The organism is Wolbachia endosymbiont (group A) of Hedychridium roseum (assembly GCF_964028325.1).
Classification (GTDB): domain Bacteria; phylum Pseudomonadota; class Alphaproteobacteria; order Rickettsiales; family Anaplasmataceae; genus Wolbachia.
In genome coordinates, this window is the sequence record NZ_OZ034755.1 from 1121613 (window position 1) to 1135452 (window position 13840).

The 13840-nt window shown below is 35.2% G+C and carries 16 protein-coding genes and 1 pseudogene; 14 read left to right on the forward strand and 3 right to left on the reverse strand.

Annotated elements, in window-relative coordinates; translation table 11 throughout:
• The first annotated feature begins 95 nt into the window (after nucleotides 1-95).
• The 8 genes from ABWU23_RS05540 to ABWU23_RS05575 all read left to right on the forward strand — a co-directional run bounded on the left by ABWU23_RS05540 (nucleotide 96) and on the right by ABWU23_RS05575 (nucleotide 5317).
• Nucleotides 96-353, forward strand: a complete 258-nt coding sequence (locus ABWU23_RS05540) for a phage tail assembly protein (RefSeq protein WP_264688181.1) — start codon at nucleotides 96-98, stop codon at nucleotides 351-353.
• Between the two features lie 109 nt (nucleotides 354-462).
• Nucleotides 463-2508 carry a phage tail tape measure protein gene (locus ABWU23_RS05545; RefSeq protein WP_353270920.1) on the forward strand — a complete coding sequence of 682 codons (2046 nt, stop codon included), beginning with the start codon at nucleotides 463-465 and terminating at the stop codon, nucleotides 2506-2508.
• A gap of 64 nt (nucleotides 2509-2572) precedes the next feature.
• A complete protein-coding gene (locus ABWU23_RS05550; RefSeq protein ID WP_353270921.1) occupies nucleotides 2573-2851 on the forward strand; it encodes a hypothetical protein in 279 nt (92 codons plus the stop codon).
• Nucleotides 2852-3196 (forward strand): phage tail protein, encoded by a 345-nt coding sequence (locus ABWU23_RS05555; RefSeq protein ID WP_264735750.1) that lies wholly within the window; start codon nucleotides 2852-2854, stop codon nucleotides 3194-3196.
• The gene (locus ABWU23_RS05560) at nucleotides 3193-3399 is read left to right on the forward strand and encodes a tail protein X (RefSeq protein ID WP_373457537.1); all 207 of its coding nucleotides are present in this window, start codon (nucleotides 3193-3195) and stop codon (nucleotides 3397-3399) included. The genes ABWU23_RS05555 and ABWU23_RS05560 overlap by 4 nt, the downstream gene beginning before the upstream one ends.
• Nucleotides 3399-4358 carry a phage late control D family protein gene (locus tag ABWU23_RS05565; protein WP_264688179.1) on the forward strand — a complete coding sequence of 320 codons (960 nt, stop codon included), beginning with the start codon at nucleotides 3399-3401 and terminating at the stop codon, nucleotides 4356-4358. Before ABWU23_RS05560 ends, ABWU23_RS05565 begins: the two co-directional genes overlap by 1 nt.
• A gap of 53 nt (nucleotides 4359-4411) precedes the next feature.
• Nucleotides 4412-5035, forward strand: coding sequence for an ankyrin repeat domain-containing protein (locus ABWU23_RS05570; protein WP_265016457.1), 624 nt, complete (start codon nucleotides 4412-4414; stop codon nucleotides 5033-5035).
• Between the two features lie 60 nt (nucleotides 5036-5095).
• A complete protein-coding gene (locus tag ABWU23_RS05575) occupies nucleotides 5096-5317 on the forward strand; it encodes a hypothetical protein (protein ID WP_264688177.1) in 222 nt (73 codons plus the stop codon).
• Here the strand turns inward: ABWU23_RS05575 and ABWU23_RS05580 are convergent, their stop codons facing one another.
• Complete coding sequence (locus ABWU23_RS05580) at nucleotides 5318-5839, reverse strand: phospholipase D family protein (protein ID WP_353270922.1); 522 nt, start codon at nucleotides 5837-5839, stop codon at nucleotides 5318-5320.
• Between ABWU23_RS05580 and ABWU23_RS05585 the strand changes: the two are divergent.
• The 5 genes and pseudogenes from ABWU23_RS05585 (at nucleotide 5838) to ABWU23_RS05605 (ending at nucleotide 9604) form a co-directional block, all read left to right on the forward strand.
• Nucleotides 5838-6759 (forward strand): annotated as a pseudogene (locus ABWU23_RS05585) (patatin-like phospholipase family protein). The gene ABWU23_RS05580 and the pseudogene ABWU23_RS05585 overlap by 2 nt on opposite strands.
• Nucleotides 6760-6770: 11 nt before the next feature.
• Complete coding sequence (locus ABWU23_RS05590; protein ID WP_253308913.1) at nucleotides 6771-7415, forward strand: hypothetical protein; 645 nt, start codon at nucleotides 6771-6773, stop codon at nucleotides 7413-7415.
• A 173-nt stretch (nucleotides 7416-7588) separates the two neighbouring features.
• The gene (locus ABWU23_RS05595) at nucleotides 7589-7918 is read left to right on the forward strand and encodes a hypothetical protein (protein WP_253308912.1); all 330 of its coding nucleotides are present in this window, start codon (nucleotides 7589-7591) and stop codon (nucleotides 7916-7918) included.
• 631 nt (nucleotides 7919-8549) lie between these two features.
• Nucleotides 8550-9245 (forward strand): ankyrin repeat domain-containing protein, encoded by a 696-nt coding sequence (locus ABWU23_RS05600; protein WP_353270923.1) that lies wholly within the window; start codon nucleotides 8550-8552, stop codon nucleotides 9243-9245.
• A gap of 5 nt (nucleotides 9246-9250) precedes the next feature.
• A complete protein-coding gene (locus tag ABWU23_RS05605; protein WP_265016460.1) occupies nucleotides 9251-9604 on the forward strand; it encodes a hypothetical protein in 354 nt (117 codons plus the stop codon).
• A 41-nt stretch (nucleotides 9605-9645) separates the two neighbouring features.
• On the opposite strand, the gene ABWU23_RS05610 is transcribed toward ABWU23_RS05605, so the two are convergent.
• Nucleotides 9646-10407, reverse strand: a complete 762-nt coding sequence (locus tag ABWU23_RS05610; RefSeq protein ID WP_253308909.1) for a helix-turn-helix transcriptional regulator — start codon at nucleotides 10405-10407, stop codon at nucleotides 9646-9648.
• Nucleotides 10408-10646: 239 nt separating this feature from the next.
• On the opposite strand from ABWU23_RS05610, the gene ligA reads away from it, so the two are divergent.
• Complete coding sequence (gene ligA, locus ABWU23_RS05615; RefSeq protein ID WP_353270924.1) at nucleotides 10647-12554, forward strand: NAD-dependent DNA ligase LigA; 1908 nt, start codon at nucleotides 10647-10649, stop codon at nucleotides 12552-12554.
• Nucleotides 12555-12763: 209 nt separating this feature from the next.
• Here ligA and ABWU23_RS05620 read toward each other — a convergent pair whose 3' ends face one another.
• On the reverse strand, nucleotides 12764-13711 hold the full coding sequence (locus ABWU23_RS05620; RefSeq protein WP_353270925.1) for a helix-turn-helix domain-containing protein: 948 nt from the start codon (nucleotides 13709-13711) through the stop codon (nucleotides 12764-12766).
• Nucleotides 13712-13840 lie beyond the last annotated feature (129 nt).

Consider the following 13840-nt stretch of genomic DNA (forward strand, 5'->3'; position numbering starts at 1 on the left):
TCACTTCAATAAAACACAACTTCTGCAATTCAAGTAAAAAATTAGTTATGTAAAAGCCACGAAGACTTTTATTTAATTAACTTTTAGGGGGAAACATGACAACAGTAAAACTTGATAACCCAATAACAGTAGATGGAACTCCGGTTTCGGAATTAACTTTTAGACCAGTCAAAGTAAGAGACTGCCTAGCAATGGAACGTGCCGGTAGTAGTGATTTTGAAAAAGAAGTTGGATTAATAGCAAACCTTGCATCTGTAACAAAAGAAACAATTTGGGAGTTATATTTTGCAGACTACATGAAAATACAGGAAGCGTTGAAAGATTTTTTTCCATCGGTTACACAAAGAACTTAAGATTAAATGTACTAATGCTCTGTTCTGTTGTAGGTGGCGGAATTGAGCAGGTACTTGAGATGGAAATAAACGAATTTATTTTATGGGCCAAAGCTGCGGGAGAGTTTAAATGTCAACATTATCAGTAAAAATAGGTGCAATACTAGATGGTAGCTTTAATAGCGCAATGGCAGGAAGTAGTGCTCAACTTTCCCGTCTTGGGGGTACAATAAGGCAACTTGATGCATCGATGAAATCGGTATCAAAATTTAAGGAGTTAAGTCGTAACACATTAGTTGCCAAGAGATCCTGGAAAGGCTTAGAAGTGCAAGTAACGTCCTTGGCTAAGCAAATGAAAACAACAGCAAAGCCAAGTAAAGATTTAAAGGCTCAGTTTGATAAGGCTAAGGAATCGGCAATAAAGGCCAAAACAGCGTACTTACAGAAGAGAGACACTTTACATGCGCTCAGTGAAGAATTTAAGAAAAGTGGAAAGAATATACAGTCTTTGATAAGAGATCAAGATAAACTAGGTGCTTCTGTAGGTAGGCTGAGAAGTCAATATAGTAAGTTAAACTTTGCTACCAAAGCATACCAGAGATTTTCAGCACAAAGGACACACTTTAAATCACAATTACTAGAAACAGGGGCACTTGCATTAACATTTGGAACTCCATTTAAAGCTGCAATTGATTTTGAAAGTGTTATGGCTGATATCAGGGCAGTGAAAAAATTTTCTAAAGAGAAGGAAGCCAATGATAGAGGATTTATGGAACTTGGCCAGGGAATAAAGGAGTTATCCCGTACAATACCACTATCTGCTGCAGAGTTAGCACAAATAACTACAAGTGGTGCTCGACTTGGTATTGAAGAAAAAAAAGATCTTCTAGAATTTACAGAAACAGTATCGAAAATGGCAGTAAATTTTGGTATGACCGCAGAAGAAGTAGGAAGTGCTGCTAGCAAGCTCTATAAAATTTTTGGAACAAAAATAGAAGATCTAAAAGAGTGGGGAGATACGATAAATCATCTATCAAGTAATACTACTGTTGAGGCAAAAGATCTGATGGCAGCAATGACGATAGCTGGCGGGGCAGCAAAACAGTTTGGTTTGAATGTTGATCAGATAGCTGGTTTATTAAACGCCTTCATTAGTTTAGGAAAACAACCCAAAAAAGCAGCAGAAATGATAAGTGGTATGCTGGTTAAACTTCAAACGGCAGGGAAGCAAGAAGATGAATTTAGAGAAACACTAGAAGAAATCGGGATAGATATAGAAGAGCTTGAAGAGAGTATCAAGGAAAACCCTCACAAAGCACTACTAGATTTTTTTGAAATTTTAAAAAAAATAGATAAACATGATCGGGCTGGCATTCTGCTAAAGCTCTTCCAACAGGGAGCAGAAGATGATATAGCGCTACTACTTGAAAACTCAAAAGTATATGAAAAGGTGCTGGATTTATTAGCTGATGAAGGGGAACGTGCAAATTCATTGCAGGAAGAATTTAATGACCGTGTGAGTACTACAGCCAACCAATTGCGATTGCTAAAAAATTCAATAGCAGAAGTAGGAATGAATCTGGGTTCAGTGATGTTACCTATTTTAAAACCTATAGCTGAAAGGTTAAAATGGGTAAGTGAACATATAGCCTCATTTGCAGAAAAATATCCCACTGTAACTACAGCAATCATGGGTACCATAGCAGCACTAATAAGTCTTAAAGTTCTATTAGTAGGTGGTGGTTACATACTTAGTTTATTTATGGGAACAGCTTGGAGTTTAGCAGCAAAAGCAATAGCAGCATTTTCTGTTCTATCGACATACGCTATTCCAGCAGTAATTACTGGACTGAGTGTTTTAAAAGCTACGACTCTGAGCCTAGCAACATCAGCTATTCCAGCAGTCACAGCAGGAGTGAGATTTTTGACGGCGGCAATAGTGAGTAACCCTATAGGAGCTATTATTGCTTTACTTATATCTGGTGCAATACTTGTGATTAGTAACTGGGGAAAAGTAAAGAGCTTCTTTGCTAGTTTTTGGGAATATATAAAATCGATAATAAAGCCCATCGGAGAAATGTTTTCATGGATGGGAAATACTGTTGGTAGCATATTTGGAAAGGTTGCCGAAAATAGTCCACTGAAAGAATTTGAAAAAAAAAAGTATTGTTGCTGAAATACATACTCCCCTTAAGAGCAGCATTTCTAGTAATTTGTCAAATAATAGTGCGATTAAAGAAATGTCTGAGAGGAGCAAGAATAATGTAAAAATCAAAAGTGTTATCGAGGAGAAAAAATCCATAGAAGATAATCAAAACAAAATTGATAAAGCATTTGAGAAAAGTAGATTTGAGAAAAAAGAATTAAAAACATACAACCAAACCTTTCATCAAACGTTTAACATAAATGTGAAAGCAGAGCCTAACCAAGGCGCCCGTAGCATTGCTGATGCAGTAATAGAAAGATTTAGAGAACAAGCAAGAGGGGCTCTTTTTGATGTTGTGGAGGAAATAAATTAAGTGTTACTTGGGCAATTTAAATTTGATCCAGTGAGCCTCAGGCGTAGTAAAGAGCATAGGTGGCATACAATTGAATGTATCGAGAAGACATCACTGCAGAATATCGGCTCAGGAATTGAGAATATTGATTTAACAGGAGTGATTTATCCACATCGTCAAAATAGTAGTTTAGAACAACTAAGAAATATGCGTGACATCAAAGAACCAAATGTTTTAGTTTATGGTTCAGAGGTACTAGGAAACTTTGTGATTACTCATATAGAAGAAAGACAGAGATCATATCTTCCTTGTGGACTACCAAGAAAGATCGAGTTTCAATTGAAGTTAAAAAGCTACAACAAGTGATTTACTATTTTACCAAGGATAAAGAAATGCTGGATTATATTTGTTGGAGGCATTATGGTTACAGTAGTGGAGCAGTGGAAGTGGTCTTGGAAAAAAATCCTGGACTTGCAGAGTATGGAAGCTTTTTGCCTGCAGGGTTGAAAATTAAGTTGCCTAAGATTCAAAAGATATCACAGAAGTCTGTTGTAAAAATTTTAGATTAATGAAGCCAGATTTTAACATAATAGCAGAAAATAACTCTATTACAGAGGCCTTAAGGAGTAGCTTAATATCTCTGCATATTACTGATGAATCAGGGACAACGAGTGATGAAGCTGAAATATGTCTTGAATATGGAAGTAATGAACTCAAGGGTGAGTTGAAAGTTTTTCTGGGGTATAAAGAGACCGGGCTATTGTCTATGGGGGTTTATACAGCAAGTGAGATCACTATACAAAGTCCACCACAGATTTTAAGGGTCAAATGCCAAGCAGCAAACTTAAGAGGATCGCTGAAAGAAAAAACATCAAAAGAATGGAAAGAAATTACTTTAGGTGATTTAGTAAGAGAGATAACAAAAAAGCACGGATATGAAGCTAAAATTGCGCAAAAATTTGAAGATATATTTATATCACACATCACTCAAACAGATGAAAGTGATATGAATTTTTTGAAAAGGATAGGAGATGAACATGAAGCAACGGTAAAACCTATAGGAGGACACATAATTTTTATTCCCAAAGGAGGAGGAAAATCAGCAACAGAGAAGGTTTTAGGTACAACAGTACTTACACCTAAAGATGTAATAAATTGGAAAGTAAATTTTAATGTACGTAGTAAATATGGATCAGTTATAGCAAAATGGTACAGCTATGAAAGAGGAGAAACCATAGAAGAAAAAGTAGGCAATGAAGAACCAAGTTATCCGATATATAAGCTTTATCCTACTGCAGAATCAGCGATCAATGCAGCAAGCGCTAAGCTCAGACGATTAAAGCAAAATGAAGCAAAATTAAACGTGACAATACCTGGCAATCCAGAGTTATTTGCAGAAGCTAAAATTAACTTATCAGGGTTTTGCCAAGAAATAGATGGCGAATGGGTAATAGAAAGGGCGGAGCATATTTTAGATAATAGGGGATACCAAACTACAATAGAAGCAGCGATAAGCAGAATTAATTAAGAAAAATTCAACAAACAATTGCTATACGCAAGGCAGAGTATTGCAACAAAAGTATGCCAAGAAGAAATCGCCGTTATTATCAAGAGCACTGTCATCATCAAGATTGCTATTATCACCAAAATTGGATGTATTGGATAGAAATTATACCTGGGTTGATAGCATTTGGTGCTGTTGTTGCAGTTATTATAAGTTTCTTTGTCTTTGATACTAACAGAAAGGCTGAATTAGCAAATGCAGAAGCAACCAAGAACTATAAAAAGATAACATCGATTGCTGTTAGAAATTGTGATTTAGAGGTTGTGAAATTTTTGACAGAGAGGAACTTAGTAGATATTCATAATACCCTAGTCTTTGAAGAAAGGTTGTTAGGATATGCTGCAGAAAAAGAGTGCCTAGAAGGTATTCAGTTTTTGATAGAAGAGAAAGTTGATATCAATTCTACGAGCGGTGATTCAAGTCACAGAACAGCCTTACACTACGCTGCAGAGCATGGTAACTTAGAAATTGTCAGATTCCTGTTACAAAATAGTGCAAATCCAAATGCCAAAGAATTTAGGGGAAAAAAGCCAAGGGATTTAGCTGTTATAATGTTACGGCACAATAAAAATAATAAGCCCTACAGAGAAATTATAGATCTATTGTATAACGCAGAAAAGCAGTACAAGCCAGGACAGTAAATCATACGTACAACACACAGTAGAAATTTTCAACAATTATCTACAATAAATTATTACATTATGCAAAATCAAAAAATACCATTAGCAGTAATTGTAACGATGTTAATACAGACGGTAGCGGCGATATGGTGGCTTGCCAAGCTAGATTTACGGGTACACATGCATGATAAATTTATAGAGCAGAACAACGGATTGACTGTTACGGTATATCGCCTGGAAGAACGGGTAAAAAATCTTTCTGAGGAATTGGATGAATTCAAAGCTAACTCGAAGTACAAGTAATTATTTTTCTGCTAATGGTATATAAACCTCAGATTGAGATTGACGATCTTTCCAATTTTCAACGTATTGTTCAACTAATGAGGGGCTTCCTGTTATAACCAGTAGATTCTCAGCATTTTTTTTCTGTGCAGCATCGGAAAAATTAAAAGATCCAGTTATGATTTTTTGATTATCAATGATCATAATTTTTCTGTGTGAAATTGCAGGTTTATAGTCTATGTATATCAGTATTTTTTGCCCAAATAATTCATTGATGACACTGTATTTTGATCTGACCTGTGATTCATCTAGGATAACCTTAATATCAACACCACGTTTTTTTGCTCTAATTAAAGATTGTACAATTGGCTTTGAAGTAAACGTGTATGCCTGAACTAATATGGATTTTTGAGCTTGATCTATAGCATTGGTTATTTGATTAGTACAATTTTCTCTAGGTGTAAAACAAACTGTAGCTTTTGGACAAGGAACACATCCTGATAAAAGTGAGCAAGTCAACAGAACTAATAAATATCTAAACATGACAAAATATATACTTTCAGTAGATGGCGGAGGCATAAGAGGAATAATACCAGCGATAATACTAGCAGAAATAGAAAAAAGATCAAGAAAAAAGGTAGCAGAAATCTTTGATCTGGTGGCTGGTACATCAACAGGCGGTATTGTTGTTGCTGGGTTATGCAAGAAAGGATAACCAAGGAAATCCTCAATATTCAGCTAATGATTTAGTTGAGCTTTACCAGGAGTATGGAGCATATATTTTCAAGTCTTCATTTTTTAGACAATCAATACTGTCTTGGTTTAACTGCGCACAATACCCATACGAAAACATCGAATCAGTACTGGATAAGTATTTTGGTGAGGATATTCTAAAAAATACTTTAAGCAAGGTACTGATAACAAGTTATGATATTCACAATAACTGTCCATTTTTCTTCAAAAGCTGGAGAGAAGACAGAAATTTTATCAAGTTGAAAGATGCACTCAGAGCCACAACAGCAGCACCAACATACTTTGCACCTAAGTATTTAGAAGTGAACAAAGATACAAGAGTACTAGTGGATGGCGGTGTTTTTGCCAATAACCCAGCGGCTTGTGCATATGCAAATAGCAAAAAACTTTTCCCTAATGAAGAAATAGTGCTGGTATCAATTGGCACAGGTCGGCTATCTAATCGAATAAAGTATAGGAAATTAGGAAAGATAGCCTGGATAAAGCCGCTGTTAAATGTGATGTTTGCATCAAGCCTTGATGTAGTAAATTACCAGCTAGGTAACGTAATGGACGACAGATACGTAAGAATACAATCACAACTGACAATAGCGTCGGCTGAGATGGATAATGTAACACCTAAAAATATTAAATGTCTGCAGCAGGAGGCAAATGCAATGATAGAAGGTAATCAAAAAGTAATCGATAAATTTTGCGATATCGTATCTTAATTTACATAAAAATGCCAAGCAGACTAAAGAAATTATATCACAAAGCAAAGAAAGGTTTAAAAAACATAGTTTCGCCCAAAAAGCATAAAACTGTGACTAAGGGGCAAGAAGCTAAAATTTCAAACGATAAGCCAAAACCGCTACATGAGCAACCTCTAAAGTTGATGGAGAAGACCTCTAAAGTAAAAAAAGATAAAAAAGGAATAAAAGAGAAAATAAAAAGCTTAAAAACAAAGAAAGCAAAACCCGTAGAAAAAGAGCTGAAAAAGGGCAACGTGTTCAAAAAAGGCTTCAAAAAGCTAAAAGGGAAAATAAAAAAATTAAACCCCATAAAGGTTAAGAAAAACAAGATAATCGGGAGCAAGAAGTTAGCATTTTTACTGACATCTGGCACGATTGTGGCAATTTTGCCGATGTTCAATTTAGCTCCTCTTCCAGCATTAGCAATAACTTCTGCATGTGTTTTCAGTATAAACTTTATCGCAGTCAAAACATTGAAGAAATTTATCAAACAACGCAAATTAGCAGCAGAATCTAAAGAGGCAGTATCTAAAGAAGAGTCAACTCTAGCTGAACCAAACAAGCCGGAAGAAGAAATTCAAGATGTGTCAATTGAACCAGTAAAAGAAAATTCTAAGCAAATTTCCAGAGAATAGATTGGCAACTTCTAATGCAGACATATTTTCAGTGTAGCAAATAAAGAAAAGGAAACAAATTTTGCTTGTAAAGTCTCCTCTTCGTTATCCTGGTGGCAAGAGTCGTGCCGTTTCTCAAATTATTAATAAATATATTCCAAAAGGGTTACCTACGCTTTGTGCTCCTTTTGTAGGTGGAGGAGTTAGCATTAGCCAGCAGAGGAACAAAAGTTTATGGCTATGACGCCTTTGAACCATTAGTAAAATTTTGGCAGGTGCTTTTAGAAGATGCTTCTTGTCTTGCAGAGGTAGTGCGGAAATACCAAAATATGACATCTTCCATGTTTTATAGCCTACAAAAAACATTTTTCACCTTGAAAGATAGAGTTGAAATTGCTGCAGCATTTTTTGCATTAAATCGCTCATCTTTCAGCGGTACAACATTGTCGGGCGCCAGGACACCCACGTTTTACACTAAGTTCAATAGAAAGATTGCTCAATTAAAAATCTTACTGTGGATTTAGCTGACTTTAAAAAAAGTATTCCTAAACATGCAAATATATTGTGATCTTCCTTATTTAATTGATCAAAAACTATACGGAAGAAGAGGTAGAGATTTTGACCATGAAGAAACTTTTGTCGACTCGTGATGTTATCGTATAATGATTGTGAGGAAATACGGGATATGTATACAGAATACCACATCATTGAACCCAAATGGAGTTATGGAATGGGCAACTGAAAAAAATCGAATGAGGTTTTAATCTTGAGTAAAGACTATAGCAAGTTTCAGTATCGCGGTCAAAAAAACCAGTAAGTAAAGAAAATTCAGAGCAAATTTCTAAGGAATAGATTTCTATATTCATATATTACCTTAAATACTTTTCTATTTCTATTTAAATATTATCTATTGAATATAAAAGTAGTAGTAAAGCGAGAATTACGTTTGTAAAATGCATGCAAGACATACGCAACGGTTAATAATTTCAAAACATTTATCGCTGCATACTCTAATACAAACACATTTTTTGTGGGGTTGCTATGACAGTAGAAAAGATTTTAGATTAAGCATCAAAGAAAATCTATAAGTTTAGAAATCCTAGCCTCTTTTCTTTATTAGTTAGTGCAGTCTTCAAATGGATCATAAATAGTAGATTGGGTGTTCGTTTTTTACATTTTGCTGCAGAAAAGAACTTTTATAATATCATTCGATTCCTTGTCAAACATGGTGCTAACGTTGATGCTGCAGATAGAGAAGGCAATACAATACTACACATTGCTTCCATACTTGAGTTTATAGAAATAGTACGAATTGTTGTAGTAAGGACTAAAAATATTAATGTCCATAACATTTATGGTGATACTCCTTTACATTATTCAATAAAGTATAAGCATTTGGAAGTTATGCAGAAGTTGTTGCAATGTGGTGGGGATATTGATTGCCTAAATCGTTTAGGTAAATCTCCCCTTCATTTGGCTGTACAATATGCTGATGGAGTAATGTTGGGGTTGCTGATAAAAGGGGGAGCTTTTCTCGAAGCTAAAAATATAGAAGGAAGTACTCCTCTTCTCCTTGCAGTTTCATTGAATAAAAAAGATCATGTGGAGCTTTTATTGCAAAATAGAGCAGATGTTAACGCAATCGGAAGAGATGGTTGTACTCCGCTACATCTTGCTGTTATGAATGGCAATAAAGAAATTGTGGAATTATTGCTAGAGAAAAAGGCAAACGTTCATCTGAAATGTTCTTATAACTCTGAAGAAGGTTACACAGCGCTAGAAAACGCTGAAGCGAATAAAAACGAAGAAATTATAGAATTATTTATGCTTCATGGAATCATTTTAGAGTAGTGGAGATGTCTTACGAGCAGATCGTTATATACGGTACAATATTAATTATTGCTATTAAAATATTTCTTTTTTTTAGGGGAATATACAAAAACCTCGTCAGAACATTTCATTTGAGAGAGAGTGAAAAGAAAACAGATCAAGTTGAGAATCATGACATCCAGGTCTATAAAGAAAATCTAAAAGTAGTCGATATTGTAAAGCCAGTGGGTAAGTGGACAAAAATGGTTATACTGAATGATGGGTTGATGCAGCGTTTGGTTCAATTGATAGCAGAAGAAGGCGATGAGAAGGGATATTGGGAGCTATTTGTAAAAGCTCAAGCTTCAACCCAGGGTAAGTATAAGGGAAGGAGAAGATAGCTCCATTTGACGCATATGTTAGCGCTGCTATCTGTAGTCTCTCAAAGTGTCTGTTCTTCTTCACAAATTTTTGCAATCTCAGATAAAAACGAACAAATGGTATTCTGTAGTCTTTCGTTCCTTATATTTTGATACCCTCTCATAAAACTTAATACTTTTTTTTCTCCTTCAGTATCTTCATCTTCATAATAAATTTCGTCTTTTGATCTTGGCAGTAGTGCTCCATTACTCAATGATAATGCTTTTTCCATTTCAGATATCCTGTTAAATGATATGTCATTTACTCCTTGCTCATATCTGTGTATTTGCTGAGGTGATAACCCTGCTTTGTCTCCTAAATCCGTTTGAGTACACACTTGTACAAACCTCCAATCTTTTAACTTTTGTCTTATTTTGTTGCTCAAAGGCTTTGTACCAGTTATACTCTTGTTTATTTGAGTACCTTCTGATAAAATCTTGACTAGTACACATAATGCATTGCGAAGTTCTTGGTCCTTAAATTTTTTAAAATTTTGCACTACACTTAATGCTTTCTCATCTTTGCTGTTAATACAATTTTCTTTTATTAATTTAGAAAATGTAGCTTCAACATCAATTGATAATACTTTTAAGATATCCTCAAATTTTTTAGGCGAAAGGCTATCTCTCCCTTCTTCATATCTTCCCATCTGTCTCTTTGAGACACCGATTTCTTTTGCTACATACGCTTGAGAGTATCCTTTTAATAACCTCAAATTTTTTATCTCTTGAATTATTTGGTCACTTAGAGAGCCAGCAGCAACTTTCTTTTCAGTAGTGGTCATTTTTTGCACAATTGCAGAACAAATATAATACAGTATTATTGAGTTTTATTAAAGTTTTACTACTTCATAATGTACGTAATTAAATACTTTCCTATTTCTATTTAAATATTATATATTGAATATAAAAGTAGAAGCAAAGCGAGAATCTTGTTTATAAAATACATGCAAAACGTACGTAATGGTTAATAATTAATTTACAACTGACGCTGTATACTGAAACAGTGGTTGAGGTAAAAATTATGACTGAAAATACATTAAAACTACAAGAAGAAATAAAACGCCACAACGAGTTGTACTATCGGGAAAATAGGCAAGAAATAACCGATGCAGAGTACGATGAACTGGTAAAAAAGGTAGATATTCAAACCGTTGGTACTGCGCCTGACGATAGGTTTTCCAAGGTACAGCATATTGTGCCTATGCTCTCGTTAAACAAAGTTTACAGCCAAGAAGACATTGAAGAATTTATTGCTAAGTCCAGAGAACTCCTAAATACAGATGAGCTGAAGATAATGTGCGAGCTGAAAATTGATGGCTTAAGTTTCACTGCAATTTATGAGGATGGTATGTTCATTAAAGGTTTAACTCGAGGTGATGGCCATTACGGTGAAGATGTAACAAAAAATGTTGCAACTATAGAAGGATTGCCTAAAGTTTTACCTGATGTAAAGGGTAGATTAGAGGTGAGAGGGGAAGCATACATAAGTAATGACGACTTTTTAAAATTAAATAAGAATTTCTCAAATCCACGCAACACAGCGTCAGGCTCACTAAGACACCTAAATCCAGAGGTCACCGCTAGTAGGCCACTGAAGTATTTTGCCTATTCTTTAATTGGTGGAACAGAAAATACCCAGTCTGAAGTATTAAATACGCTGAAAAAGCTTGGATTCTGTGTAAATGAACATCAATGCTTAGCAAAAGATGTGGACGAAATGCTGGGGTTCTATAACAAAATCTACGATAATCGCCATGAATTAGGTTATGATATTGATGGCATAGTATATAAAATCAACAACTTAGAGTTGCAAGATCATCTAGGTAATACCAGTAAAGCACCAAGAGGAGCTATAGCACACAAGTTTCCAGCAGCTCAAGGAAAAACTAAGATAGTTGAAATATTAATACAAGTAGGCAAAACGGGCAAATTGAATCCTGTTGCTAAATTAGCTCCGATAAATGTAGGTGGGGTGATCATTACTAGAGCAAATCTGTATAATAAAGATGAAATCAAGCGTAAGGACATAAGGGAAGGTGACATTGTAGTAGTGAAACGAGCGGGTGACACAATTCCTCAGATAGTCGAAGTGGACAAAAAGTTTCGTTCTCGTAATACACCAAAGTTTGTTTTTCCTGATATTTGCCCGGAATGTGGCAGTAGAGTTGATGACTGGGGAACTATAGCTATATGTTCTGGAGGAAATGATTGCCCAGCACAGCGAATAGGAAAGTTAAAACATTTTGTGGAAGTTCTTGACATTAAAGGTTTTGGCGATAAGCAAATAGAGTTCTTTTATGACCTTGGTTTGATAAGGAAAATATCTGATATTTTTGCTCTCGAAGAAAAACTCAAAAATTTCAACTTAAGTGAGCTAAATGGATGGGCTGAGAAATCCGTATCTAATCTATTGAATTCTATCAATAGCAGAAAAACCATAACTCTTGAAAAATTTATATCTTCTTTGGGAATTAGATTCGTAGGACCACACGTAGCAAAATTACTAGCAAAACATTATGGCTCATATGAAAATTGGTATTCTGCTGATGAAGAAGAATTAATGAGCATAATAGGCGTAGGCGAAGAGACCATAACTTCCTTGGAGGAATTTTTCTCTGATGAGGATAATATTGAAATGGTAAGTGATCTTACTAATCAATTAACTATTCTGTCTGTAAGTGCTAATGTTAGTAATTCCCCGCTCAGCGGTAAAATAGTGGTTTTTACTGGCAAGCTGTCAAGGGAGAGAAAGGAAGCGCAAGCAAAAGCCGAATCTTTAGGTGTAAAAGTTAGCTCTAGTGTGTCCAAAAATACGGATTTTGTGGTTGTAGGTAAAGATCCATGGTCAAAGTATCACAAAGCTTTAGAACTAGGTGTTAAAATTTTAACTGAGGAAAAATTTAATAAATTAATCTTGGGAGAAGAATAAACCCTTCTCGATCAATTCTTGTATCTACTGCGTCATTTCCTCGGCACAAATAATAGTCCGATTTTATTTGCTAGGTCCTTTTGGGTATATCCTCGCTTTAACCTACAGCTTCTTACTTTTTGTGCTATTTCATACCTTGTAGCACACTTTGTGTTATTGTTAGCTTTTTTGAAACCATAAGCTCTATATGAAATTCTTGCTATGGATGCCTATTTGGTTTCAAGTTCCTCTACAGTTAAGCCAGTTATCTCGGGGATAATATCGATGGGAATGCCCAATATAAGCAGATTATTTGCAACTTTGATCCCCTCTGCTTTGTCGATCTTTTCTTTGTAAATTTGCCTTCTTTGGGATAAAAATTCTATTAGTATGTTCAGTTCATCTCTTGATTCCTGATTATCAATTCTTTTGAATTCTCTCGTCGAACTTAATAGCTCATTTTCTACTTCCTCGTCTTCATAGTAATCTTCTTCCGTTATTAGATCTTTATCATCCACTGATAATATTTCTGCAACCTTACATGCCACCTCGCTTAAAAAGGTACTCTTTCCTTGTTCATAGTTATGTATTTGTGAATGCGCTACACCGAGCTCTTTTGCCAATTCCTCTTGAGTATATTCCCTTATTATCCTCCATTTCTTCATCTCTTGTCCTTCCTTGTGACGCTTACAGACAACTAGCTCTTTGTTATCATATTCATCTATTGATAAGCCTGTTGCTTGGTAGATAATATCAGCATCAAATTCTAACTCGAGCATATTTTTTGCCATTCTTATTCTTGCTGCTTTTACATCACTTTCCTCTTGAGCTCGAATAAATTTGGTTAATGCATTAATTGCCTTGCGCGGTCCTCTCCCCTTTGTTTTCATGTATTTTCCCATGAAATCGTACGTCTCTTGCGCCTTATCTTTATCAAAACAACTGTCTTCTCTTGGTGGAGGAAGTAGATTACTAATAGGAACTGACAATGCCTTTGCTATACGTTTTAACTTTTCAGTTGGAATGCCACATTTTCCTTTTACATACCTTAGCAGCGTATAGTATTCTATACCTGTTTTATTTGCTAAATCTTTTTGGGTATATTTTCGCTTTAATATCCAGCTTCTTACATTCTGCGCTATTTCGTATCTTATGGAGATAGTAGTACGTTTTGCCATGCCGCTAACAGAAATAAACTACACATTATTACACAGGTGAGCATAAATTTACCATGAAAATGTTGACTTCAAGCTCTTTATTATGAAAGGTGTGAGAGCTAATGGTAGGCTTACGCTCGCACTTTTGTT

Coding starts and splice junctions, on each gene's coding strand:
- ABWU23_RS05605 (WP_265016460.1), top strand. CDS start 9,251: ATGTCTTACGAGCAGATCGTTATATACGGTACAATATTAATTATTGCT.
- ABWU23_RS05575 (WP_264688177.1), top strand. CDS start 5,096: ATGCAAAATCAAAAAATACCATTAGCAGTAATTGTAACGATGTTAATA.
- ABWU23_RS05550 (WP_353270921.1), top strand. CDS start 2,573: ATGTCTGAGAGGAGCAAGAATAATGTAAAAATCAAAAGTGTTATCGAG.
- ABWU23_RS05540 (WP_264688181.1), top strand. CDS start 96: ATGACAACAGTAAAACTTGATAACCCAATAACAGTAGATGGAACTCCG.
- ligA (WP_353270924.1), top strand. CDS start 10,647: ATGACTGAAAATACATTAAAACTACAAGAAGAAATAAAACGCCACAAC.
- ABWU23_RS05610 (WP_253308909.1), bottom strand. CDS start 10,407: ATGACCACTACTGAAAAGAAAGTTGCTGCTGGCTCTCTAAGTGACCAA.
- ABWU23_RS05580 (WP_353270922.1), bottom strand. CDS start 5,839: ATGTTTAGATATTTATTAGTTCTGTTGACTTGCTCACTTTTATCAGGA.
- ABWU23_RS05590 (WP_253308913.1), top strand. CDS start 6,771: ATGCCAAGCAGACTAAAGAAATTATATCACAAAGCAAAGAAAGGTTTA.
- ABWU23_RS05570 (WP_265016457.1), top strand. CDS start 4,412: ATGCCAAGAAGAAATCGCCGTTATTATCAAGAGCACTGTCATCATCAA.
- ABWU23_RS05545 (WP_353270920.1), top strand. CDS start 463: ATGTCAACATTATCAGTAAAAATAGGTGCAATACTAGATGGTAGCTTT.
- ABWU23_RS05565 (WP_264688179.1), top strand. CDS start 3,399: ATGAAGCCAGATTTTAACATAATAGCAGAAAATAACTCTATTACAGAG.
- ABWU23_RS05620 (WP_353270925.1), bottom strand. CDS start 13,711: ATGGCAAAACGTACTACTATCTCCATAAGATACGAAATAGCGCAGAAT.